This window comes from Microcoleus sp. D3_18a_C4 (assembly GCF_036702415.1).
GTDB lineage: Bacteria > Cyanobacteriota > Cyanobacteriia > Cyanobacteriales > Microcoleaceae > Microcoleus.
The window spans coordinates 77,855-100,109 of sequence record NZ_JAUBTI010000014.1; the positions used below are offsets into that span (position 1 = coordinate 77,855).

The 22,255-nt window shown below is 45.7% G+C and carries 17 protein-coding genes and 1 pseudogene; 10 read left to right on the forward strand and 8 right to left on the reverse strand.

Annotated elements, in window-relative coordinates; genetic code table 11:
* Window positions 1–115: 115 nt before the first annotated feature.
* The gene (locus QUB16_RS09880; protein WP_333159462.1) at window positions 116–547 is read right to left on the reverse strand and encodes a response regulator; all 432 of its coding nucleotides are present in this window, start codon (window positions 545–547) and stop codon (window positions 116–118) included.
* Between the two features lie 261 nt (window positions 548–808).
* Between QUB16_RS09880 and purC the strand changes: the two genes are divergently transcribed.
* From purC to QUB16_RS09930, 10 genes are all read left to right on the forward strand, one after another.
* The gene (gene purC, locus QUB16_RS09885) at window positions 809–1,537 is read left to right on the forward strand and encodes a phosphoribosylaminoimidazolesuccinocarboxamide synthase (RefSeq protein WP_333142053.1); all 729 of its coding nucleotides are present in this window, start codon (window positions 809–811) and stop codon (window positions 1,535–1,537) included.
* 185 nt (window positions 1,538–1,722) lie between these two features.
* Window positions 1,723–4,131: a BamA/TamA family outer membrane protein gene (locus tag QUB16_RS09890; protein WP_333315785.1), complete on the forward strand. Its 2,409-nt coding sequence runs from the start codon at window positions 1,723–1,725 to the stop codon at window positions 4,129–4,131.
* Window positions 4,132–4,244: 113 nt separating this feature from the next.
* Complete coding sequence (gene lpxC / locus QUB16_RS09895; RefSeq protein ID WP_333315786.1) at window positions 4,245–5,102, forward strand: UDP-3-O-acyl-N-acetylglucosamine deacetylase; 858 nt, start codon at window positions 4,245–4,247, stop codon at window positions 5,100–5,102.
* A gap of 82 nt (window positions 5,103–5,184) precedes the next feature.
* The gene (gene fabZ / locus QUB16_RS09900; protein WP_333315787.1) at window positions 5,185–5,706 is read left to right on the forward strand and encodes a 3-hydroxyacyl-ACP dehydratase FabZ; all 522 of its coding nucleotides are present in this window, start codon (window positions 5,185–5,187) and stop codon (window positions 5,704–5,706) included.
* Between the two features lie 267 nt (window positions 5,707–5,973).
* Entirely contained in the window at window positions 5,974–6,768 is a 795-nt protein-coding gene (gene lpxA, locus QUB16_RS09905) for an acyl-ACP--UDP-N-acetylglucosamine O-acyltransferase (RefSeq protein ID WP_333206857.1), read from the forward strand.
* Window positions 6,769–6,809: 41 nt separating this feature from the next.
* A complete protein-coding gene (locus QUB16_RS09910; protein WP_333315788.1) occupies window positions 6,810–7,412 on the forward strand; it encodes a Uma2 family endonuclease in 603 nt (200 codons plus the stop codon).
* A 9-nt stretch (window positions 7,413–7,421) separates the two neighbouring features.
* Window positions 7,422–8,594 carry a lipid-A-disaccharide synthase gene (gene lpxB / locus QUB16_RS09915; protein WP_333315789.1) on the forward strand — a complete coding sequence of 391 codons (1,173 nt, stop codon included), beginning with the start codon at window positions 7,422–7,424 and terminating at the stop codon, window positions 8,592–8,594.
* A 136-nt stretch (window positions 8,595–8,730) separates the two neighbouring features.
* Window positions 8,731–9,993, forward strand: coding sequence for a DNA cytosine methyltransferase (locus QUB16_RS09920; protein WP_333315790.1), 1,263 nt, complete (start codon window positions 8,731–8,733; stop codon window positions 9,991–9,993).
* A gap of 379 nt (window positions 9,994–10,372) precedes the next feature.
* Entirely contained in the window at window positions 10,373–10,717 is a 345-nt protein-coding gene (locus tag QUB16_RS09925) for a BON domain-containing protein (protein WP_333315791.1), read from the forward strand.
* A 243-nt stretch (window positions 10,718–10,960) separates the two neighbouring features.
* Window positions 10,961–11,332 carry a DUF4278 domain-containing protein gene (locus tag QUB16_RS09930; RefSeq protein ID WP_333315792.1) on the forward strand — a complete coding sequence of 124 codons (372 nt, stop codon included), beginning with the start codon at window positions 10,961–10,963 and terminating at the stop codon, window positions 11,330–11,332.
* A 124-nt stretch (window positions 11,333–11,456) separates the two neighbouring features.
* Here QUB16_RS09930 and QUB16_RS09935 read toward each other — a convergent pair whose 3' ends face one another.
* The 7 genes and pseudogenes from QUB16_RS09935 to QUB16_RS09965 all read right to left on the reverse strand — a co-directional run.
* Window positions 11,457–12,212, reverse strand: a complete 756-nt coding sequence (locus QUB16_RS09935; RefSeq protein WP_333315793.1) for a hypothetical protein — start codon at window positions 12,210–12,212, stop codon at window positions 11,457–11,459.
* Window position 12,213: 1 nt separating this feature from the next.
* Window positions 12,214–13,359, reverse strand: a complete 1,146-nt coding sequence (locus QUB16_RS09940; protein ID WP_333315794.1) for an AAA family ATPase — start codon at window positions 13,357–13,359, stop codon at window positions 12,214–12,216.
* 228 nt (window positions 13,360–13,587) lie between these two features.
* Complete coding sequence (locus tag QUB16_RS09945; RefSeq protein WP_333315795.1) at window positions 13,588–14,769, reverse strand: RtcB family protein; 1,182 nt, start codon at window positions 14,767–14,769, stop codon at window positions 13,588–13,590.
* A 651-nt stretch (window positions 14,770–15,420) separates the two neighbouring features.
* Entirely contained in the window at window positions 15,421–16,548 is a 1,128-nt protein-coding gene (locus tag QUB16_RS09950; RefSeq protein ID WP_333315796.1) for a hypothetical protein, read from the reverse strand.
* A gap of 485 nt (window positions 16,549–17,033) precedes the next feature.
* Window positions 17,034–18,155, reverse strand: a complete 1,122-nt coding sequence (locus QUB16_RS09955; RefSeq protein ID WP_333315797.1) for a hypothetical protein — start codon at window positions 18,153–18,155, stop codon at window positions 17,034–17,036.
* A 364-nt stretch (window positions 18,156–18,519) separates the two neighbouring features.
* The gene (locus tag QUB16_RS09960) at window positions 18,520–21,744 is read right to left on the reverse strand and encodes an efflux RND transporter permease subunit (protein WP_333315798.1); all 3,225 of its coding nucleotides are present in this window, start codon (window positions 21,742–21,744) and stop codon (window positions 18,520–18,522) included.
* Window positions 21,745–21,955: 211 nt separating this feature from the next.
* Window positions 21,956–22,255 (reverse strand): annotated as a pseudogene (locus QUB16_RS09965) (hypothetical protein); the annotation flags it as partial.

The window sequence follows — 22,255 nt, forward strand, 5'->3', positions numbered from 1 at the left end:
CCGAATTGTGGATTACTCCGAAAAAGCTGCTGTCGGGAAAAAGGAATTAAAACAACTGCATCGCTAAAAAATCACAAACCCCCTTGAAAAATTTTTTTATTAAATTTTCCCGAGTTTAGGGAATTTCGCTCAGCATCCAGTATCTGTTTAGGGTAGCCATAACTTCCACGAAGTTAGAAAAAGTGACAGGTTTAAGAATATAGCCCGCTACATTCAAATTATAAGCTTTTACTTTATCTCTATCTTCATTAGAAGTTGTGAGGACGATTACCGGAATCGACCTCAAACATTCATCCAGTCGCAATTCTTGCAAAAACTCGATCCCGCTCATTCTCGGCATATTCAAGTCCAGCAAAATCAACCGGCGCGCTTGAGGCATTGGAGGCTCTATTTTTCCTTCTCCACGTAATATTGCCAGAGCTTCTAATCCATTGGCAGCAATGTAGAGGGGGTTGACGATGTTATTTTTTTTGAACGCTCGCCGGACGTTCATCACATCAACCTCATCATCTTCTACCAAGAGAATATGAATTTTTTTGTCTTGCATAAATCAGCCATTTTATAGATGTTTTTTAAGCGCCAGTCTCCTTGGGGAGGTTTATTCAGCACGGATCGCGAACCCAGCAGGTTTAATCTCTATTGTCCTTTGTCAAGAATCATTTATTCCGGGGCCGATGACGGTATCTACCGGCAGGTGTACTCGCCCCTCATGCTCTCAGGGGCACAGCCGAGATCCAAAAACTCGCCAATAACACCCGATCGAGCTACGGTAAAATCTAAAACTCATCTACATTCATTATTAATCGCCATGTCAGCCGATCGCAAACTCTACGAAGGCAAAGCCAAAATCCTCTACTCCACCGAAGACAGCGAAATTTTGCTGACCCACTTCAAAGACGACGCCACAGCCTTTAACGCCCAGAAACGCGGCAGCATCGTCGGCAAAGGCGAAATCAACTGCGCCGTATCCGCCCACCTGTTTCGGATGCTAGAAGCCAAAGGGATTCCCACCCACTTCATCGACACGCCGGCCCCCAACCAAATGCGAGTCTGTCGCGTCCAAATCTTGCCATTGGAAGTCGTAGTTAGAAACATTGCCGCCGGCAGTCTTTGCAAGCAAACCGGTCTCGCCCTCGGCACAATTGTCAATCCGCCGCTGGTGGAGTTTTATTACAAAAACGACGATTTGGGAGACCCGCTGCTGACCCGCGACAGGCTCCAGTTAATGCAGCTAGCCACCCCCGAACAAGTAGACCAACTAGAAATAGCCGCCCGCGAAATTAACGAAATACTCAAAGAATTTTTCACCGAGTGCGGCATCACCCTAGTAGACTTCAAACTAGAATTCGGTATCGACCAACATCAAAATCTGCTCCTCGCCGACGAAATCAGTCCCGACACCTGCCGCCTGTGGGACAACGCAGAAACCGACCCCGACGCCCGTGTTATGGACAAAGACCGATTCCGCCGCGACTTGGGATCGGTGGAAACCGCTTACCAGCAAGTTCTCCAACGGGTTCTAGCTCAGAAAGTCTAGAGGCTTTAACAATGCGCTACAATTGCACAGTTTGTCACCCTTGTGCCTTTGATGTCAGCAATCAGCGGTCAACAGTCATCAATTAGCGGTCAGCGCGAAATTCCACCGACTTATATAACTAATGACTAATGACTAATGAATAATGACTAATGTGGTGTGTGAATTGCCCAAAAAAGTGAACAAAAATGCGTTTATCTGCTGTATTGGTGGCAGTTTTTACTGCCTCAGCAACATTCGGGTTATCAAATTCTGCAAACGGCCAAACATCCTACTCTGAATCTGCAGAGGAAGCTTTGGCTGCCGCCCGGCCCGCCCCGTCGATCGAATTACCCGATCGCCCCATTCCAGAATTAACCCAAAACCCTCCTCAAGACCGCAAAGCCGCTAAAACTAGCACAGGGGAAGCCCTAACAATAGCTGAGGCCCCTGCCAGAGGACAAGGCGAGGAGCCCCCAAACCTAGTCACAGACCCGCCCTCCCCGGTTTCACCTCCGCTCCTTCAACTCCAACCCCAGCTAGCATCCAACCCCTCCCCCGCCTCTAGCACCCAAAACGCCCTGCCAGAGGCGCAACAGGACAGCTCGCTCCCCCCATCGGAAGCGGCTGTAACGCCCGCCTGGATCGCAGCAGAGCTAGGGAAACCAGAGGAATCAGGGGCGATCGATCAAAACGCCCAAGTTCCCCCCAGACCTGCCCCGACCAGACCGGCCCCGACCAGACCGGCCCCGACCAGACCGCCGGCTAACACCGTTCCCCCATTGCCCCCTGGCCCAGCACCGCGGCCCAGACAAACGCCCGCACCCGCTGGGGCGGCAGAACCGCAAGTGCTAGTTGCAGAAGTTACAGTCACCGGGGCGACGGAAGACTTGGAAAGCGAAATTTACCGAGTCATCAGCACCCAACCGGGACGCACGACCAACCGCAGCCAACTGCAACAAGACATCAACGCCATTTTTGCCACAGGCTTTTTTAGAAACGTGCGGGCAGTACCGGAAGACACCCCGTTGGGCGTCCGGGTGACTTTTATTGTGCAGCCAAATCCGGTATTGCGGGGAGTGACAATCACCGGTCAGCAAGTGCTGCCCCAAAGCGTAATTGACGAAAGCTTCCGCGATCAATACGGCAAAATTCTCAACCTCCGCCGCTTTGAAGAGGGAGTGAAAAAAATTAATGCGTGGTATCAAGAGAACGGCTATGTTTTGGGGCAAATCACTGATGCCCCGCAAGTAGCAGACGACGGCACTGTCACCCTGGTAGTGGCAGAAGGCCAGATCGAATCCGTTGATGTCCGCTTCCTGAACAAGGAGGGAGAGGCAACAGATGCCACGGGTCAGCCCATCGGAGGCAACACCCGCCGGTTTGTCATCACCCGCGAAGTAGAACTCAAGCCCGGAGACATCTTTAACCGCACCAAGGCGGAAAGGGATTTGAGACGGGTGTTTGGTTTGGGAATTTTTGAAGACGTGCGGCTTGCCTTGGAACCGGGAACGACTGACCCCCGCAAGGCAAGGGTAATTGTCAACGTCATTGAGAAAAATACCGGTTCTCTGGCGGCCGGTGCGGGTTTGAGTTCCGCGACGGGTTTGTTCGGTACGGTGAGTTACCAGCAGCAAAACTTGGGCGGTAGGAACCAGAAGTTGGGGGCTGAGGTGCAAATCGGGGAACGCCAAAATCTGTTTGACGTGAGTTTTACAGATCCCTGGATTGCGGGCGATCCTTACCGGACTTCTTATACGATTAATGCGTTTAGAAGACGATCGATCAGCGTGATTTTTGACGGTGGCGAACGGGAAGTCAGATTGCCCAACGAGGATCGACCCCGCATCAATCGCACCGGGGCCGGCATCAATTTCACCCGTCCCCTGTCGGCCAATCCTTTTGCCGATTCTGAGTGGACAGCTTCAGTCGGCTTGCAGTACCAGCGAGTCTCAATTACCGATCGCAAAGGCAGGCGCGAATCCGAGGACGAACTCGGCAACCTGTTAAGTTTTAGCGATTCGGGTTCGGATGACTTGACAACTTTGCAAGCAGGTGTTGTACGCGATCGGCGCAACGACGCTCTCCGCCCCACTAGCGGTTCCCTGCTCAGATTTGGGATGGAACAATCGATTCCTGTCGGTTCCGGCAGCATCCTCTTAAACCGCCTGCGGGCAAGCTACAGCTTGTATCTACCAGTCAAGTACACTAACTTTACCGCCGGCCCTCAAACCCTGGCATTTAGTTTTAGAGGCGGCACCGTATTCGGAGATTTGCCTCCCTACGAAGCCTTTGCCTTGGGCGGCGCCAACTCGGTGCGCGGGTACGCCGAAGGCGACCTGGGAGCCGGCCGCAGTTTCCTAGAAGCCAGCGTTGAGTACCGTTTCCCGATTATTTCGTTTATCGGCGGAGCGCTATTTTTGGATGCTGGCACTGACTTGGGCACGGGCAAAGATGTCCCAGGCGACCCGGCAGGTATTCGCGAAAAGCCCGGTAGCGGTTACGGTTACGGCCTCGGCGTGCGGGTTCAATCTCCTTTAGGGCCGATCCGGATCGATTACGGTATCAACGACACTGGCGACAATCAAATTCACTTTGGAATTGGTGAGCGATTCTAAGTTGGCAGTTGGCAGTTGGCAGTTGACAGTTGGCAGTTGACAGTTGACAGTTGGCAGTTGACAGTTGACTACTAACTACTGACTACTGACTACTAACTAATGACTCATGACTAATGACTATTGAACGTACCCTGAAATCTGAATTTGAACTGTCGGGAATCGGTTTGCATAGCGGCACACAAACTCGCGTCCGAGTTTTGCCTGCGGAGGTTGGGGAAGGCCGCTATTTTGTCAGAATTGACTTGCCTGGTGCTCCGAGAATTCCTGCAAAAATTGAGGCGGTTTGTCAGACTGCACTTTCAACTGAACTCGCAGGTATCGATGCTCAAATTCGCACTGTAGAGCATCTATTAGCCGGTTTGGCGGGGATGGGAGCGGATAATGCTCGAATTGAGGTTGATGGGCCGGAAGTGCCGCTGCTGGACGGTTCGGCTCTGGTTTGGGTAGAGGCGATCGCCCATACCGGCTTAGTTGCTCAAGAATCGAAGCAAGCCCCCACTTCCTCCTTCGTCCTAGAACAGCCAATTTGGGTGCGCCACGGGGATGCTTTTGCAGCGGCTTTACCGTCAGCGGAAACTCGATTTAGTTACGGAATTGATTTTGAGGAACAGGCGATCGGCAATCAATGGTACAGTTGGTCGCCAGAGGCAGAAAGTTTTGCGACGGCGATCGCCCCAGCCCGCACTTTTGGACTTGCTCGCCAAGTTGACCAATTGCGACAAGCAGGTTTGATCAAAGGTGGTACCCTAGAGAACGCCCTAGTTTGCGATCGATCCGGCTGGCTCAACCCGCCCTTGAGATTTGTCAACGAACCGGTGCGCCATAAAATCTTAGACTTAGTAGGCGACCTCAGTCTGCTAGGAACTTGGCCAAAAGCTCACTACTTGGCTTACAAAGCCAGTCACAACCTGCACGTCCAACTCGCCCAAGCCCTGAAATCGGAAGCTCTAGCTACCCTAGATAAAAGTTAGGAAAAAACAGGTGATCTGTTAAGATTGCATCTTCCTTCTTCCTTCTGCCTTCTGCAATACCACACTCAAAAGTCTTCAAGTAATGTCTACGCTGACTGAAGTTAACACCCCCAATACTGCTAATTCTGAATCCGTTCCCACCGAAAACGGTGAGGATTCTCCAGCGGTTAAATCTACTTTTACTCTCGAAGAAATTCATAAATTATTGCCTCATCGCTATCCTTTTGCACTGGTTGACAAGATTGTTGATTACGTGCCGTCCGAGAAGGCTGTAGGAATTAAAAATGTGACTTTCAACGAACCGCATTTTCAAGGGCATTTTCCCGGACGGCCAATTATGCCTGGAGTATTAATTGTCGAAGCGATGGCTCAAGTTGGCGGTATTGTTCTGGCTCAGTTACCCGACATCAAGCAAGGATTGTGGATGTTTACCGGAATTGATGAAGTCAAGTTCCGTCGTCAGGTTGTACCGGGCGATCAGTTGCTGATGACGGTAGAATTGCTGTGGGTAAAACGCCGTCGCTTCGCAAAAATGCAGGCTCTGGCTGAAGTAGACGGACAAAAAGTTTGTGAAGGAGAATTGACGTTTTCGATGGTAGATTAAGTTGGTGATTGGTGATTGGTGATTGGTGATTGGTGATTGGTTATGTGTTATTTGGGAATTTCTCTATATTCCTGATAACCAATGACAATTGACAATTGACAATTGACTACTGATACTAAATCCTGGTTTGTTACTCCTTGATGATTCGGCGATTGAAATCGCTACTACACAAACGAAGTCCGCCGCGGACTAAGAAATAAACGGGGTATTTAAGCTTGATTTTGTATGAAAAATGAAAACTGAAAACTGAAAACTGACTAATAAAAAATGCTTACTTTGATTCACCCAACTGCTGTGATTCATCCCCGCGCTGAACTTCACCCGACTGTAGAAGTGGGAGCTTATGCTGTAATTGGGGAAAGAGTGAAAATAGGGCCGGAGACTAAGATTGGCGCTCATGCAATTATCGACGGGCTAACAGAAATAGGCGCTCGCAATCAAATTTTCCCCGGTGCGGCGATTGGTTTGGAACCTCAAGATTTGAAATATGAGGGTTCTCTGACTAGGGTGAAAATTGGCGACAACAATCTGATTCGGGAATACGTGACAATTAACCGCGCTACTGGAGCCGGGGAAAGCACGACTATTGGCAATCATAATCTATTGATGGCTTATGTTCATGTGGGACACAATTGCGCGATCGCCGATCGAGTAATTATCGCCAATGCTGTAGCCTTAGCCGGACACGTTAAAATCGAGTCTCAAGCCCGATTGAGCGGTGTTTTGGGGGTTCATCAGTTTGTCCACATCGGCCGCTTGTCTATGGTGGGCGGCTTGAGCAGGATCGATCGAGACGTACCTCCTTATATGCTAGTCGAGGGGAATCCTTCGAGAGTGCGAGCAATCAACAAAATAGGCCTCGAACGCGCCGGTTTTACTGCAGAAGATTTGCTAGTTTTGAAGAAAACTTTTCGTATTTTATACCGTTCTGGCTACACTCTCGATCGAGCTTTGGAACAGTTGGATTTGTTGCCAGAAAACGCCCACTTGCAGCACCTGCGGAGATTTGTGCAGCAGTCTATAACCAAAGGGCGGCGCGGTTTGATTCCAGGCAAGAAGTGAATGAGGTAGAATAAACCTATGAACTAAGCGACTGTTGCCCTATGAATGTATATACTTCAGTCAAATCTACATACCCTGAAACAGAACAAGATGGCTGCATTAGGTTATCAGATGTTAGTTGGGAGCAATTTGAAGCGATAGAAGCAGCTTTTAAAGATGTCAGAGGTGTGAAATTTTTCTATCTCGATAAAATACTGCAAATTATGACTGTCTCGCCCGAACACGAAATAATCAAGAAAACTCTCTGTATGCTGCTAGAGGCATATATGAGAGCAAATGGGATTAGATTTTACGGCAAGGGCGGGCCGACTCTGGGTGACAGAGAATTAGGCGGTAGAAAAGAGCCGGATGATTCCTATGATATAGGAACCCAAAAAATAGTCCCAGATATTGCTATTGAAGTGGTAATTACCAGTGGCGGGATAAATACTCTAGAATTCTACAAAAGATTGGGTGTTCGGGAAGTCTGGTTTTGGCAAAATAGTCAGTTATCTCTCTATTACTTAACAGGTGAAAATTATGAGCAGATTTCCCGGAGTACATTCCTTCCCGCTCTGGACTTAGAATTACTGCTACGCTGTGCTAATATGCCCGATCAATATGATGCTGTTACCGAGTTATTAGCAAACATCTCACCTGTATAAATTCACAATATGAAAATTTTTATCAGCACTGGTGAGGTTTCGGGCGATTTGCAAGGCTCTTTGTTAGTTGCAGCCTTAAAACGTCACGCTGTCGCGGCTGGTTTGGAGTTAGAAATAACAGGATTGGGCGGCCCTCGTATGGCGGAAGCTGGGGCTACTATTTTAGGCGATACTTTGGGCATTGGTTCTATGGGCCTTATAGAATCAGTGCCGTATATTTGGCCAACGATCCAAGTTCAGCAAAAAGCTAAACAATATCTCAAAAACTTTCGCCCGGATGCTGTTGTATTGATTGATTATTTGACTCCAAATCTCGGTATTGGCAGCTACATCCGCCGCTGTTTGCCTGATTTGCCGGTGGTTTGGTACATCGCACCTCAAGAATGGGTTTGGTCGATTTCTCCTCGCAATACTGATCTGATTGTCAATATTTGCGACCAACTTTTGGCAATTTTCCCCGAAGAAGCTTGTTATTATCAAAAAAAAGGAGCCGAAGTGAGTTGGGTTGGCCATCCTTTGGTGGATAGAATGCAATCTGCGCCCAGCCGGGAAGTTGCCCGCAAAACTTTGGGAATTGGGCCGGAACAGGTGTCGATCGCCCTAATTCCCGCTTCCAGACACCAAGAACTCAAGTACCTGATGCCGGTTATATTTGAGGCCGCTCAAATTATTCAAGCTAAATTGCCGGAAGTTCATTTCTGGATTCCGCTTGCTAACCAAGCTTTCCGCAGCAAAATCGAACAGGCGATCGAGAATTACGGTTTGCGGGCTACTTTGTTAGAAAATCAAACTCTGGAAATCTTGGCTGCTGCCGATCTGGCGATCGCTAAATCTGGTACTGTTAATCTGGAGCTAGCTTTGCTCGACGTTCCGCAAGTTGTAGCTTACCGCGTCAGTCCGATTACGGCGGTTATTGCTCGCCACGTGCTGAAATTTTCGATTCCTTTTATGTCTCCGCCCAATTTGGTGCAAATGAAGCCGATCGTCCCGGAGTTGCTGCAAGACGAGGCGACTGCAGAAAATATAGTGAATCACGCACTGGAATTGCTGCAAAATGCCGATCGACGCCAGCAAACTTTGGCAGGTTATCGGGAAATGCGGGAAAGTCTCGGAGATGTGGGTGTATGCGATCGGGCCGCTGCGGAAATAATGAAAAATGTCAAATTAAATACAGCTTCTTAAAGCATTTGTTGTATTTAAAAGTTATGTATAAACCCGGTTCCTTTGTGGCTGGCTGGTGGACAAACCCACGATTTATTACCAAAAACGCGGTTGATTTCCTTAATTTCTATTAAAGCAACTTTTTTATTGAAATGTTATGCCAAGCAATCGGAAAAAGCGACCGATCGCTGTTGATTTATTTGCAGGTGCGGGCGGCATGACTCTGGGCTTTGAACAAGCAGGTTTTGATGTACTTGCATCAGTCGAAATTGACCCTATTCACTGCGCCACACACGAGTTTAATTTCCCGCTGTGTTCTATTCTCTGCAAAGATGTCACAGCGCTTACGGGTTCGGAAATTCGGAAAAAATCGGCGATCGGGCGGCGCGAGATAGACGTAGTAATCAGCGGTTCGCCCTGTCAAGGATTCTCCATGATGGGCAAGCGCGATGTTGACGACCCGCGAAATTCTCTAATTTTTCACTTTCAGCGCTTAGTTTTGGAGCTAAAACCCAAGTTCTTTGTAATGGAAAATGTGCCGGGGATTGCATCAGGAGAACACAAAGAACTCCTGAATGTTTTAATTAGCTCTTTTCTGAAATGTGGGTATAAAGTAGAAGAAAATTATCAAGTTCTCAACGCCGTTAACTATGGAGTGCCGCAAGCTCGCAAACGATTGTTTTTGATTGGGTGCAAAGAAGGTTATGATCTACCCAAATACCCTCAGCAAACTACGATACTGCCGAAAATTAAAATTCCTAAACGCTATAAAAAAATTAATTTACCTGCTGTCCCGACAGTTTGGGATGCGATTGGAGATTTGCCGGATGTGGAAAAGTACAGCGAGTTGCTGCATCGAGATTGGGTAATGGCGGAGTACGGAAAGTGCAGCACTTATGCGAGTATAATGCGCGGAATTGATGCTTTGGATGATGATTATTCCTACGATCGCGAGTACGATCGACAAATCCTATCTTGTAGTTTGCGAACTAAACATTCTCAGGAATGTATAGAAAGGTTTCAGGCGGCCAAACGCGGCGAAAAAGAGCCGATCAGCCGTTTTTACAAGCTTCACCCCGACGGAGTTTGCAACACTCTCAGGGCCGGAACCGACAGGGCCAGGGGGGCTTATACTTCGCCGAGGCCGATTCACCCGATCGCCCCTCGGTGCATTACAGTCAGAGAAGCTGCGCGACTGCATTCCTATCCTGACTGGTTTAGATTTCATGTCACAAAATGGCACGGTTTTCGCCAAGTCGGAAATTCTGTACCCCCGCTATTGGCGAAAGCTGTCGCAGCGCAGATTATTAGCGCTTTGGGCGTGGAAGCAATTAAGCCGAGTCTCAAGCTGACATGGGGAGATGATTCGTTGCTTAAACTCAATTGGTCAGAAGCAGAACAATATTATATCAAAAGTTAAGAATTAGATTGACAGCGTATATGCAGGGCTACCCCCAATTAAGCGCGGGTTTAGCGTCGCCTGTATCAGCGATCGCACTTAGATCACCCGCACAAGATGTCCTGGGTAGTTAAACAAACCGGGAATGTAATCCGGCGCGCTGTGCAGTTTTTGCAAGGTAAAAGTGGGAACTATTTCGACTACTGGCCTGCAATCCAAGGCGTAGCCTCCCATACATAAAATAGCCAAATAAACATCTGGATATCAGAGGAGATTTGAGATCGTGAAAGTCTGCCGGAAAACATTTTGATAAATTTCGCTGAGTTTTGCAACAATTAGGAGTCTTTTGGAATTCTAGAGCTATTGTGTAAAAAGTGTATTTTCAGGAGACTCAAATACTATGGGTTGGTTTAAAAGACTGTTCGGACTCGAAAAGCCTGAAGCCCCGGCTGAACCGATGGCACAAGTAGTACAGCAAGCAGCACAAGCGCAATCCATCGCTCCTGCTAAAGTCGGCCCAGACGGAAATTTTGACGAAAGCGGCCTCGCGAAGCGGGTAGCTTTAGCTTTTGACGGCGATGCAGAAGTTGCTGATATCGAGACTGTTTATGTGGCTCAGCTCAGCAGCACGGTTGTTCTCAAAGGTCAAGTTCCCAGTCAGGAAATTCTCGACAAGTTGGTGGCGATCGCCTCTGCTGAAGAAGGTGCCGCAGGCGTGCAAACCGATCAGGTGACAGTTGGCTAGTTCTGCGGAACCGAAGCAGTTTCGCTCCGGGTGCTGCTCGAATTAGTCAAAAACTCGATTAAACCCGCTGCGGCGGGTTTTTTCTTGCCGTCTCCCCCCTCCAAATATTAATTTTTGTAAATAAAACGGATTCATCTCAAAAAACCGTATAATTGAATACAGAAACTAAAAAAGTTTTAGCCAAGAAAACCAACCCTGACCTGACTGCCCTTTTTATCTCCATAAATATAAGGATCAAAAAATATGAAACTAACTTATCGCGGTTCAAACTACGAGTACGACATTCCGACAGTTGATATGGTAGAAGGCGAAGTCGCGGGCAAATACCGGGGGCAAAACTGGAACTATCGGTATCCGAGACACATTCCCAACCCCAAAAAATACGGCGGCCCAAACTATACCAAAAAGCGAGATGCTCAATCGGGCGATCGGGATGTCGCAGCAGCTAACGCCCCAGGGGCGGTTAAATCTTACCCAACAGTTATGGAAGTGGCGCAAGTGCACCGGGCGAATCTTTGCAATATTCTCGATCGTAGAAAGGAAGCAGCCAAAGCCAAGGGCGATGAAACACTGCTGCGCTTGCTAGAAATTGAGTCGAGACAGATGGTGTGTTAGAGAAAAGCTTCAGAAAACAAAGCGTTTGTCAAGAGGGGGGAAATCGAGTTAAGCTCAATTTCCCCCTTTTGATGCTGTTTGTGCGATCGAATTCTCCTTTCCCCACAGCGCGCACGGCGATGTATTATTGATTTAGTTGCCCCTTAATTTTCAAACAAAACTTTATAAATTCTTGAAAACTAAGTAAGTGATCTGAATTGGCCTCAAGTCTTGCTATCAGTTGTTCAAGGTAATATTTTTCTTGTACTTCTCTCGGTTTAGATTTATGGTAAGAAAAGCTCTTGTTTGACGCAGAACTACGCTCTTTGAAAATTTCTCTAAGATAACCTTCATGAAACAAAGCTTTTGTTTTATATCCAAAAATATCCTTTGTATTTTGTTCATCTTGCACAAATTCACTCGCTAAGTCTTCGGGATTACTTGTGCTTACATCAAAATATTCGATGTATTTTTTCAAAATTGAATTATGTTGTGGATGTCTGACAAAGAACTTCCTATTGCCTAAAAACCAAGTTTCAATACAAACTTTCTGCACAATAATTTCAAGTTGGCAATTTTCCGGTAATGTTTTAAAAGGTTTATCTTTTAATTCTAACTTAATTTGAGCGTCAGCTTCTGCTTTTTTCTCTGCAACTGTAAAACGGTCTGCATCTGTAAATAGTACCAAGTAATTATATTTAGGAAAATCGTTAATTTCTTGGATAGCATTAGCAGCAACTCTGTAGCAGCTAGGAACGCCCATATCACTTTCGTAATAATAGTTATTCTTATTTACAGCATCAAAATTATCCACTTCTGTCAAGTCTGGAAGAAGTACAGATAACCACTTCTTATAAACAATCGGTTCTGTCTTCCCTTCAAATACAAAATAGAAGTTCATACTATGATTGTTTTTCTAGAATTTTGGTTAATTGAATAAATGCGTCTTGTTTAGATTTACCCAAACGATAATCTGAAGCATTACAAATGCTAATATGTCCGCCCTGTCGAGTCACAATTTTCCAATATTCATACGGAATATTATTGATAATGTAAGGGTGATGGCTTGTAGCAATAAATTGTAAGGTTTTATTTTCGTGAATCAGGTCATCAGTCAAGATGTCAATACAATTTATGCCTAAACTATTTTCAAATTCATCAATCAATATTACCGAACCTTCATTTGCCAGAAACATTTCGGCAATATGAATAATTGTACGCAACATCCCCGAAGACATCCTATTTTCTCTAATCCATTTTGGTACAGATTTCTCTTTTATAGAAATACCAGGCTGAAATTTCTCAGCAATTGATTTAGGAAATATGTCTGTTTTAAAAGGCTCAACTTTTAGATCTTCTATTTGTGGAAAAATGTCAATAAATCTTGACTTTATTTTTTCATAAATATCTAACTTGTTTTCAAAAGTCAGATATAGTTTAGTTCTAATATCCTCATCACTATTTACTATGCTGTCTAAGGTTTTGTATTTATTTTTGAGCGAGTGCAAAGATTGGTTTGAGTTTATAAGACGCCGACCGTTTATTGTATGATCGCGATATTCTATTTTATTTATAGCATCAAAGGCTTCTTTAATCACACTTTCTTCTTTCAAAATATATATCATTGATTGATGCGAAGAAAGTTTAGGCATTGGGGTATTTTTAAACGTAATTTCTTCCAAATTTCGCTTAAGAATTAAAAGCCGATCGTTTGAGGTCAATTTTTCATAAATTAAGGAATATTGTTCTCGCTCATCTTGTTTTTCTTTTTCATCATCCTCAAAACTTAGTTCATTTGTTTCAACAGTATCAAAACCACCTTCCCAAATAAATTCAGTACCGTTTACCGTAGAAAATTTGATTTTCCATTCAAACCCATTTATAGCTTTTCCATTTGCAATACGTCTTAAATCGATAATTGCACGCAGGATTTGGGTTTTGCCTGCACCTGATACACCTACTAAAAGGGTTAAGTTTGATGAAAACTTAATTTCATCAAAATCCCACTCAAAAAAATTATTTTTTAGTCTAAGTGAAATAATCTTCATAATTTAAAATGGTTTTTATTGTTCATATGACCCAACGTATTTGCATTTTTGCAATCGAGTAATATTCGGGATTCTCCTAAGCTCTACATTTTATTTATAAACCATTAAGAAGCCTTGTGTCAATACCGACTTTGGGAGACCAACTCCAGAAAAAGAAACCGGGTTTTTCACGAGTTCAAGGCTCAAATGCAGTAATTTCGTACAAAACCCGGTTTCTGATTATCACCATCACCCCTTGACACAAACCACCTGCTTCAGAGTCGCCACAACTTCCACCAAATCCGACTGCTGACTCATCACCTCATCAATCGGCTTATAAGCCCCCGGAATTTCATCTAAAAATTGCTCATCTTTCCGGCACTCAACCCCCTCAGTCTGCCGCACCAAATCATCGAGAGTGAATACATTCTTCGCTTGAGATCGAGACATCAATCGCCCCGCACCGTGACTGCAACTACAGTAACTTTCAGCATTTCCCTTCCCTTTAACAATAAAAGATTTCGCCCCCATCGAACCCGGAATAATCCCGTAATCCTGTACATCCGCGCGTACAGCACCCTTGCGAGTAACATACATATCTTCGCCAAAATGCACCTCTTTTTCCGCGTAATTGTGGTGGCAATTCACCTCTAATAATGGCTTAACAGATTTGCCACCCGCGACGTGCTTTTCCACAATTCGCTTAAACCGATTCATCATTACATCGCGATTAAAACGAGCATAATCTTGCGCCCACTGCAAATCGTGCCAGTAAGCGGCAAACTCCCGCGTACCCGCTACAAAATAAGCCAAATCTTTGTCAGCCAGATTAATTTCTGCCAGTTTAGCTAAATCTTTAGCAGTCTCGATATGCTGCTGTGCGAGCAAATTTCCAATGCCGCGAGAACCGGAATGCAGCATCAGCCAAACAAAGTTTTCAGTATCGACGCAAACCTCAATAAAATGATTGCCGCCGCCGAGGGAACCCATTTGTTTTAAGGCTTTATTGTTTTGGTGCTGCACACCTTGATGAAGTTCCTTAAACTCACCCCATTTTTGCCAGTTAGTGACAGTTTTTTCTACTTCTTTATTTTCCGCGAATCCCACGGGAATTGCGGCTTCGATATCGAGGCGGATTTGTTTGAGTTTCCCTTCTAATTTGTGAGCATTGAATGGCATTTTAATGGCAGCCATCCCGCAACCAATATCAACTCCGACAGCCGCCGGAATAATCGCTTCTTTTGTGGCAATTACTGAACCGACTAAAGCACCTTTGCCTAAATGTACATCCGGCATTAGTGCGACGTGTTTGAATACAAAGGGCAAAGATGCTACGTTTGCGGTCATCTTGGTTTCTTTTTCGCCTAGGGCGTGATTTGCCCAAGATAATACTGGTTTTGGGGCTGATATGTCTAATTTTTCGTAGGGCATTTTTGTTTAAGTTTGTTTTGCCAGTTGGGGTCTGTAGTATAAGTGTAACACGAAGACTTTCGGATGTCAAACACACTAATTCTCGTAGGGTGCGTCAGTCGGGAATTTCTTTTGGGAGTCATAGAATGTTTACTGACGCACCTTACCCACTAATTCTTGCCGCGTCAACTTAACATCAAATGCAGTACCAGTATTGTTGGTAAATCCGACACTCCGACAGGGAATGAATTCCCTGTCTCATAGCAAAAGTCCTCTCAAAGAGGACTGAAATCCCTCGCACTTCCCGTCAAAATCTACAGTCGGTTTTAACCGACATCTTGCAGCAATATCAATAAGAGGATTTTTCGTGGGGTCGGGCGGGTTTATAGAACCTATTTGCAAGCTTTAAGGCTGTTGGCGAACCCGCCCCTACGTCTAATTGAGAATGGTGCAATATCTCAGTTTTAAGCGACACTCCGACAGGGAATGAATTCCCTGTCTCATAGCTAAAGTCCTCTGAAAGAGGACTAAAATTGATCGCACTTCCCGTCAAAATCTACAGTCGGTTTTAACCGACTTTCGCTATGAGGCAGGGGTTTCAACCCCTGTCGGATTGTGGGAAAGCGAGTGAAAAGCTAACACGGCACAAGAAGCGTTTTGTATTAAAAATCCTTAAGAAATGCCTAAAGATTGAATGAATAATTTACTGTAGGGTGCCGATTCTTGTACCTTCGCCAGCGAACCAAACAACTCTTTTCCCCCGAAGATAACTAATGTCTTCTGTTGAGATTCAGGTTCTTGAGTCAGGATTTGTGAATGAACGGACAGAATGCTATCTGAATCCCAACGATAGAAATAGTGCAAGTCGCCGCAAAGCTGTTCTTTAAGATCCTTGAGAGTAGGGTAAAGTTCTTTACACGAGCGCGGTTCATGACCGCTTAAAATCAGTTCATCTGATATCTCCATTTTGTTAAGATCGATTAGATACATAAGTCCTTCATTACTGTTGATTAGAAGGCGATCGTCTGATAGGTAGCACATATAGTAGTGAAAACCGTCATCAGAATCAGGCCAAGGCCATTCGCATATTCCCATTAAATTGCACTCAGGAAAACTGAATCGGCTGATTTGTCGCTCACAATCATGTAGAACCACAAATTCGCCACCAGCAGGATGAAATTCTGGGGGCCCTGTGTCATCGGGACATGGAACTTCCACGGCGTGAATTTCTGTACCATCATCATACAGCCAATAGATTTGCTCTCCGTCCTGACCGGCAGCAGCCCAAATAGCTAAAATTTGATTTTCCGGGTGCGGGTGAAACGAGAAGGAACTCCATCCAAAAGGGTCTTTGAGCAAAAGTTTTCGCTGGATTTGCCATGAATTGGTATCGCGAATTTGAATCTCGACTTCTTGAGCTTCAATTACTTTCATGCACCAAAAACGCACGCCGTCTGCATCAAACCAGCAGTCCCGAAATCCATTCTCGTTATCCAAATAATGCTTAACAGGAGGGTTAGGTAGCTGTTCTTCAAAAACTAGCTGGTTTTCTGCTGCCACAATTGCTAAATGATTGCCATTTGCCATAATTGCTGCCAGCAAATCGCCTTTGGGGCTGATGGCTGAATGGCTAATTTCGTCGGGAAGCTGGTATTCGTATTTTGGCGACAAGTTGCGATCGACTAAAGTGACTTTTTTGCGATCGCAACTTGTCGCAATAGTCCAATCGGAATCAGTGCGTTGATTTATGGCTAAGATACCCCAGTCAATTTGTCTTTCATGTTTTGGTAAAATCAGCATAAAGATATTTCAGCGTAAATAAGCTCTATTTTAACTGAAATCTTGCAGCATTTATCGTAGGGTGCGTCAGTGTGGAATTTCTTTGGGGAGTCAGAGACTGTTTACTGACGCACCTTACCGACTAATTATCGGCGCGTTAACTTAAGATCGAATGCAGTACCGGTATTGTTTGTGAGTCCGACAGTCCGACAGGGAATTCATTCCCTGTCTCATAGCTCAAGTCCTCTGAAAGAGGACTAAAATCCCTCGCACTTCCCGTCAAAATCTACAGTCGGTTTTAACCGACAGTCCGACAGGGAATGAATTCCCTGTCTCATAGCTCAAGTCCTCTGAAAGAGGACTAAAATCCCTCGCACTTCCCGTCAAAATCTACAGTCGGTTTTAACCGACTTTCGCTATGAGGCAGGGGTTTCAACCCCTGTCGGATTGTGGGAAAGCGAGTGAAAAGCTAACACGGCACAAGAAGCGTTTTGTATCGAAAATCCTTAAGAAATGCCTAAAGATTCGATAAATAATTTACTGTAGGGTGCGGATTGTTGTACCTTCGCCAGCGAACCAAACAACTCTTTTCCCCCGAAGATAACTAATGTCTTTTGTTTGGAGTTAAGTTCTTGACTCGGCAGTTGTGAGTGAACGGACAGAATGCTATCTGAATCGCAACGATAGAAATAGTGCAAGTCGCCGCAAATCTCTTCTTTAAGATCGAGGGTAGGGTAAAGTTCTTTACAAGAACGCGGTTCGTGACCGCTTAAAATCACTTCCTCTGATACTTCCATTTTGTTAATATCGATAATGTGCATTCTCCCTTCATCAGTTTTAACTAGAACGCAATCGTCTGAAAGATAGCACATATAGCAGTCAAAACCGACTCCCCAATCAGGTCCAGGCCATTCGCATATTCCCAGCAGATTGCAGTCAGGAAAACTGAATCGGCTGATTTTTAGATTACAATCATGTACAACCAGAAATTCGCTACCAGCAGGATGAAATTCTGGAGGCCCTGTGTCATAAGGACAGGGAACCTCCACGGCATGAATTTTCGTACCATCATCATACAGCCAGTAGATTTGCTGTCCGTCCTGACCGGCAGCAACCCACATAGCTAAAATTTGATTTTCCGGGTGCGGGTGAAACCAGGAGAAACTCGACCCAAAAGGGTCTTCGAGCAAAAGTTGTCGCTGGATTTGCCACGAATTGGTATCGCGAATTTGAATTTCAATTTCCGCGCATTCGATTGCTTTGATGCACCAAAAACGCAAGCCGTCTGCATCAAACCAGCAATCCTGAAATCCATTGTCATTATGCAATAAATACTTAGCAGGAGGGTTAGGTAGCTGTTCTTCAAAAACTAGCTGGTTTTCTGCTGTTACAATTGCTAAGTGATTGCCATTTGCCATAATTGCTGCCAGCAAATCGCCTTTGGGACTAATGGCTAAACAGCTAATTTCGTCGGGAAGCAGGTATTCGTATTTTGGCGACAAGTTGCGATCGCATACAGTGACCTTTTGACCGCAACTTATCGCCATAGCCCACTCGGAATTAGTGGTTTGATTTATAGCCAAAATCCCGCAGTCAATTTGTCTTTCGTGTTTTGGTGAAATCCGCATAAAAATATTTAGATATCTTGCGTAGATAGACTTTATTTTAACTAAAATTTTGCACCATTTATCGTAGGGTGCGTCAGTCGGGAATTGCTTTGGGGAGTCAGAGACTGTTTACTGACGCACCTTACCGACTAATTATCGGCGCGTCAACTTCACATCAAATGCAGTACCAGTATTGTTGGTAAATCCGACAGTCCGACAGGGAATTAATTCCCTGTCTCATAGCAAAAGTCCTCTAAAAGAGGACTGAAATAGATCGTATTTTTCCTCAAAATCTACAGTCGGTTTTAACCGACTTTCGCTATGAGGCAGGGGTTTAAACCCCTGCCGGATTGCGGGAAAGTGCGTATTTGCTGGCACTAAATTATTACAAATTCGGAGTCTTACTCCCCGCCTTCTGTACAGGAATAGCAACCGCCTGCGGTTTCTTCTTCGCTGCAAACATCCCAAAGAAGTCGTGCAGCAAAATGTAAAAACACGGAATAATAAACAGCGTCAGCAAAGTTGCCAGCGACAAACCGGAAAACACCACAACCCCCAAAGGTTGCAAGAATTCCGAACCGTCTCCAATGCCCAAAGCTAGGGGAAATAAACCCAAAACTGTGGTAATAGTTGTCATCAAAATCGGACGCAAGCGCTGAGGTGCCGCCCTGAGAATTGCTGTGGCGCGATCGACCTTTTCATCTTCGAGAATTTGGTTCGCCAACTCCACCATAATAATCGCATTATTTACCACAATTCCCACCAGCAAAATCGCCCCCACAATCACCGTTGCGCCGATCGCAGTTTTAGTCGCATACAACCCGAAAATCCCCCCAGCCAAAGCCAGCGGCACCGTTAACATAATCACCAGCGGATCGACAAGCGAATTGTACTGCACCGCCATTACCACAAATACCAAAAACGCCGCCAAAGAGCCCAAAACAATCAGCGAACTTTGCAATTCCCGGTTAGTTTCCGCCGCCGAACTCGGTATAACTCGCACTCCCTGTGGCAATTTGATTTCCGACAAAACTGCATCCACTTGTTTCAAAGCATCGCCCAAACTCGCGCCCTTATTAATATTCCCAGCAATCATGAAAACTTGGCGCTGGTTAAGCCTTTGAATTTCCCCAGGCGCTTTTCCCAGTTCAATATTAGCCACATCGCTCAAGCGGATAATGCTGTTATCCCTAGCAGTTAAAGGAATAAATTTTAGTTCCGAAATCGATTGGACAGAATCGCGATCGAACTGTACCCGCACATCAACCAAACGGTTTCCCCGCTGCAATTGCGTGGGAACCGAACCTTGAATTGCTGTCTGAATCGCCTCTCCAATTTGCCTCGCATTCAATCCGTAGATTTCCGCTTGTTCCCAGTTGGGGCGAATATGCACTTCCGTCTGCTGCGGGTCTCCATCCGGGCGAAAACGAGCTAATTTTACCTTCTTATCCAAAGTTCCCAATATCTCGCGGCCGGCTTGCTGCAATATTTGTTCGTTTTCGCCCTGAAGCAGGATATCAATTTCAGCGCCGCGCACTGGCGAATTAGTTAAAACCAAACCCCGCACATTTTCTGGATTCAGCCGCAAACGAGTATTTTTTGGCAAATCAATTTTATTCAATTCTTGCGTAACTCGCTCCACAAAAGCCAATGTATTGGTGCCAGGTTTCAGCGTAATGTTGCAGCCGCCGCGCAGCAAATTTTCTACCGTATTGTTGCCGAACAACAGCCCGCCCACTGTCGTCAAAGTGTATTGAGTTTCTGGTTGGCTGAGGATAATTTTCTCAGCTTCTGCCATGATTTTTTGGTTGGTTGCCAAATTTGTGCCGGCGGGAAACAAAGCAAACAATCTCGCTTGACCGGTATTAATTCTCGGTAATATTTCCTGGGGAATTTGACCAGCCATCAGCCAACTGCCGCCACCCAATCCAATAATCGCTACTGCAATGATAATCAACCGCCACCGCACTATGCCCGATAAAAATTTACCGTAACCGGCGGTAGCATTGGTAAAAGCTCGATCGAATGCGCGCAGCGGCCAAAAGTTGCTCAAACCGCTGGATACCCGCAGCGCTAGCAGTCGAGAAGCCATCATCGGTACAACTGTCAATCCGACAATCAGAGAGGCGGCGACGGAAAAGGTGATGGTGAGAATTAATTCGTTGAAAAGTAAGGAAACTAAGCCGCCTATTAGCAAAAATGGCAGTACGGCAACTAAGTTAGTGATGGTGGAAGCAAATAAAGCTGATTCTAATTCTTGGCTGCTTTTTTCTGCTTGCTGCATCAACTGCTTGTTACTTAAGCGCTGCTTGCCGTTGGCACTGTTTTTATTGCTGGTTCCTTCGACAATATTCTCCAGCATGACGATCGAGTTATCGACCACAATTCCCACGCCCAGTGCCAAACCGCCCAAACTGAAGACGTTGAGAGATAGGTGAAAAACTCCCATCAGAATAATCGCCATTAAAGTTGCGAGGGGAATTGCCAGCACAATAATCAAAGTTTGGCGCAGGGAAGCGAGGAACAGCAATACAGATGCCCCGGCTAAAACAGCCCCGGTTAAACCAGAAAATACGACGTTGCTAATAGAATCGCGGATGAACTTAGACTCATCAAAAGTATTGACTATAGTCGTGCCTTCGGGAATGAGCCCGGATTCTTTTAATTCTTCTAGCCGCTTTTTGATGCCGTCTACAACGGAGATAGTATTAGCATCCGGCTGCTTTTGAATGGTAATTTTTACGGCGGCTTTCTGATTGAGAAATACTTTAACTCGTTCTTCTTCTGTACCGTCAATTACCTGAGCAAAATCACGCAAAAAAACTCGTTTTGGCGGATTGGAACCCGATGCTTGAAACGAAATTTCCTGAATTTCTTTCGCATTCTTAAATCGCCCGACGGTACGGGTTAAAGGTTCCGCTGCTTCTTGCCGCAGCCGGCCGCCCGAAGTGTCGAGATTGCGGGATTCGAGGGCTGATAAAACGTCGGAAATACTGACCCCTAAAGATTGCAAGCGATTTAAGTCAATATTTACTTGAATTTCTTCTTGCACGCCGCCGGCCACGTCAACTGCTGCTACTCCTGGAATTACGTTTAGTTCTCTGGATAATTCTTCGTCGGCAAATACGCGCAAATCAACTCCTTGCAGGGAGTCGGAAGTGAGGGCAAATTCGTAAATCGGCTGCTGGGAAGGGTCAACTTTGAAGAGAGTGGGCGATTCTACTGTATCGGGAAGTCGGTTGCGGATGCGGTTGACAGCCGCAGTGGCGTCGTTGAGGGCCTGGTCGATGTTTCCCCCCGGTTTGAAGAATAAATCGACGCTGACTTGTCCTTCGCGAGTCCGGGAGAAAACTTGCATGACGCCTTCAGTGGCGGAAAGTCCTTGTTCGAGGGGGCGGGTAACTTCGTCTATTGCTACTTCTGGGGAGACGCCGGGGGCGTTTAAGCGCACGCCGATGCGGGGATATGTGATGGATGGTAGCAAGTCAACGGGCAGTTGGGTGATGTAAAACAAGCCCACGATTATAATAGCAAGTGTCAGCATGAGGGTGCCGATGTGGCGGCGAATGGCGGTCGCGCTAATACTGAATCCGGTTTTGTCGGGAGTCATTCGATTTTAGATTTTAGATTTTAGATTAAAGAATTGAAAAGTTTACCCCGTCACTCAGCCTGCAAAGGAATGAATCGCGGGGCGGGCGACTAAATTGTTTTCGGTCAGGCTTTATTGTGTATCGGGAGTGAGAGAATATTTACGCTCCGCACCTGACAAGTAGTATAATAAATTTTAATAAATTGTGAAAAATGTTTTTTTGAATATTCCTTTAGAGGTAGTCGATCGCCCAAAACGCTGATTGCCAGAAATTGCAAGGGGCTTTTGAATCTCTGTAAGTTATCGCCATCAGGAACAGGCAAGATGCCTGTTCCACAAGAAAGTTTATTTGTTGTGGAATAGGCATCTTGCCTGTTCCTAAAGTCTTCTTCCCTTCTCCCTCTTCTTTCTTCCTTCTTCCTTCTTCCTTCTTCCTGACATCCGTTACATCCGTAATCAGGAACAGGCAAGATGCCTGTTCCACAAGAAAGTTTATTTGTTGTGGAATAGGCATCTTGCCTGTTCCTAAAGT

What these genes read in the sequence shown, in the direction of transcription:
- QUB16_RS09930 (WP_333315792.1), top strand. Translation starts at nt 10,961, where the DNA reads ATGAAACTAACTTATCGCGGTTCAAACTACGAGTACGACATTCCGACA.
- QUB16_RS09955 (WP_333315797.1), bottom strand. Translation starts at nt 18,155, where the DNA reads ATGCGGATTTCACCAAAACACGAAAGACAAATTGACTGCGGGATTTTG.
- QUB16_RS09935 (WP_333315793.1), bottom strand. Translation starts at nt 12,212, where the DNA reads ATGAACTTCTATTTTGTATTTGAAGGGAAGACAGAACCGATTGTTTAT.
- QUB16_RS09925 (WP_333315791.1), top strand. Translation starts at nt 10,373, where the DNA reads ATGGGTTGGTTTAAAAGACTGTTCGGACTCGAAAAGCCTGAAGCCCCG.
- lpxA (WP_333206857.1), top strand. Translation starts at nt 5,974, where the DNA reads ATGCTTACTTTGATTCACCCAACTGCTGTGATTCATCCCCGCGCTGAA.
- QUB16_RS09920 (WP_333315790.1), top strand. Translation starts at nt 8,731, where the DNA reads ATGCCAAGCAATCGGAAAAAGCGACCGATCGCTGTTGATTTATTTGCA.
- lpxC (WP_333315786.1), top strand. Translation starts at nt 4,245, where the DNA reads ATGACTATTGAACGTACCCTGAAATCTGAATTTGAACTGTCGGGAATC.
- QUB16_RS09940 (WP_333315794.1), bottom strand. Translation starts at nt 13,359, where the DNA reads ATGAAGATTATTTCACTTAGACTAAAAAATAATTTTTTTGAGTGGGAT.
- fabZ (WP_333315787.1), top strand. Translation starts at nt 5,185, where the DNA reads ATGTCTACGCTGACTGAAGTTAACACCCCCAATACTGCTAATTCTGAA.
- QUB16_RS09890 (WP_333315785.1), top strand. Translation starts at nt 1,723, where the DNA reads ATGCGTTTATCTGCTGTATTGGTGGCAGTTTTTACTGCCTCAGCAACA.
- QUB16_RS09945 (WP_333315795.1), bottom strand. Translation starts at nt 14,769, where the DNA reads ATGCCCTACGAAAAATTAGACATATCAGCCCCAAAACCAGTATTATCT.
- QUB16_RS09950 (WP_333315796.1), bottom strand. Translation starts at nt 16,548, where the DNA reads ATGCTGATTTTACCAAAACATGAAAGACAAATTGACTGGGGTATCTTA.
- purC (WP_333142053.1), top strand. Translation starts at nt 809, where the DNA reads ATGTCAGCCGATCGCAAACTCTACGAAGGCAAAGCCAAAATCCTCTAC.
- QUB16_RS09960 (WP_333315798.1), bottom strand. Translation starts at nt 21,744, where the DNA reads ATGACTCCCGACAAAACCGGATTCAGTATTAGCGCGACCGCCATTCGC.
- QUB16_RS09880 (WP_333159462.1), bottom strand. Translation starts at nt 547, where the DNA reads ATGCAAGACAAAAAAATTCATATTCTCTTGGTAGAAGATGATGAGGTT.
- lpxB (WP_333315789.1), top strand. Translation starts at nt 7,422, where the DNA reads ATGAAAATTTTTATCAGCACTGGTGAGGTTTCGGGCGATTTGCAAGGC.
- QUB16_RS09910 (WP_333315788.1), top strand. Translation starts at nt 6,810, where the DNA reads ATGAATGTATATACTTCAGTCAAATCTACATACCCTGAAACAGAACAA.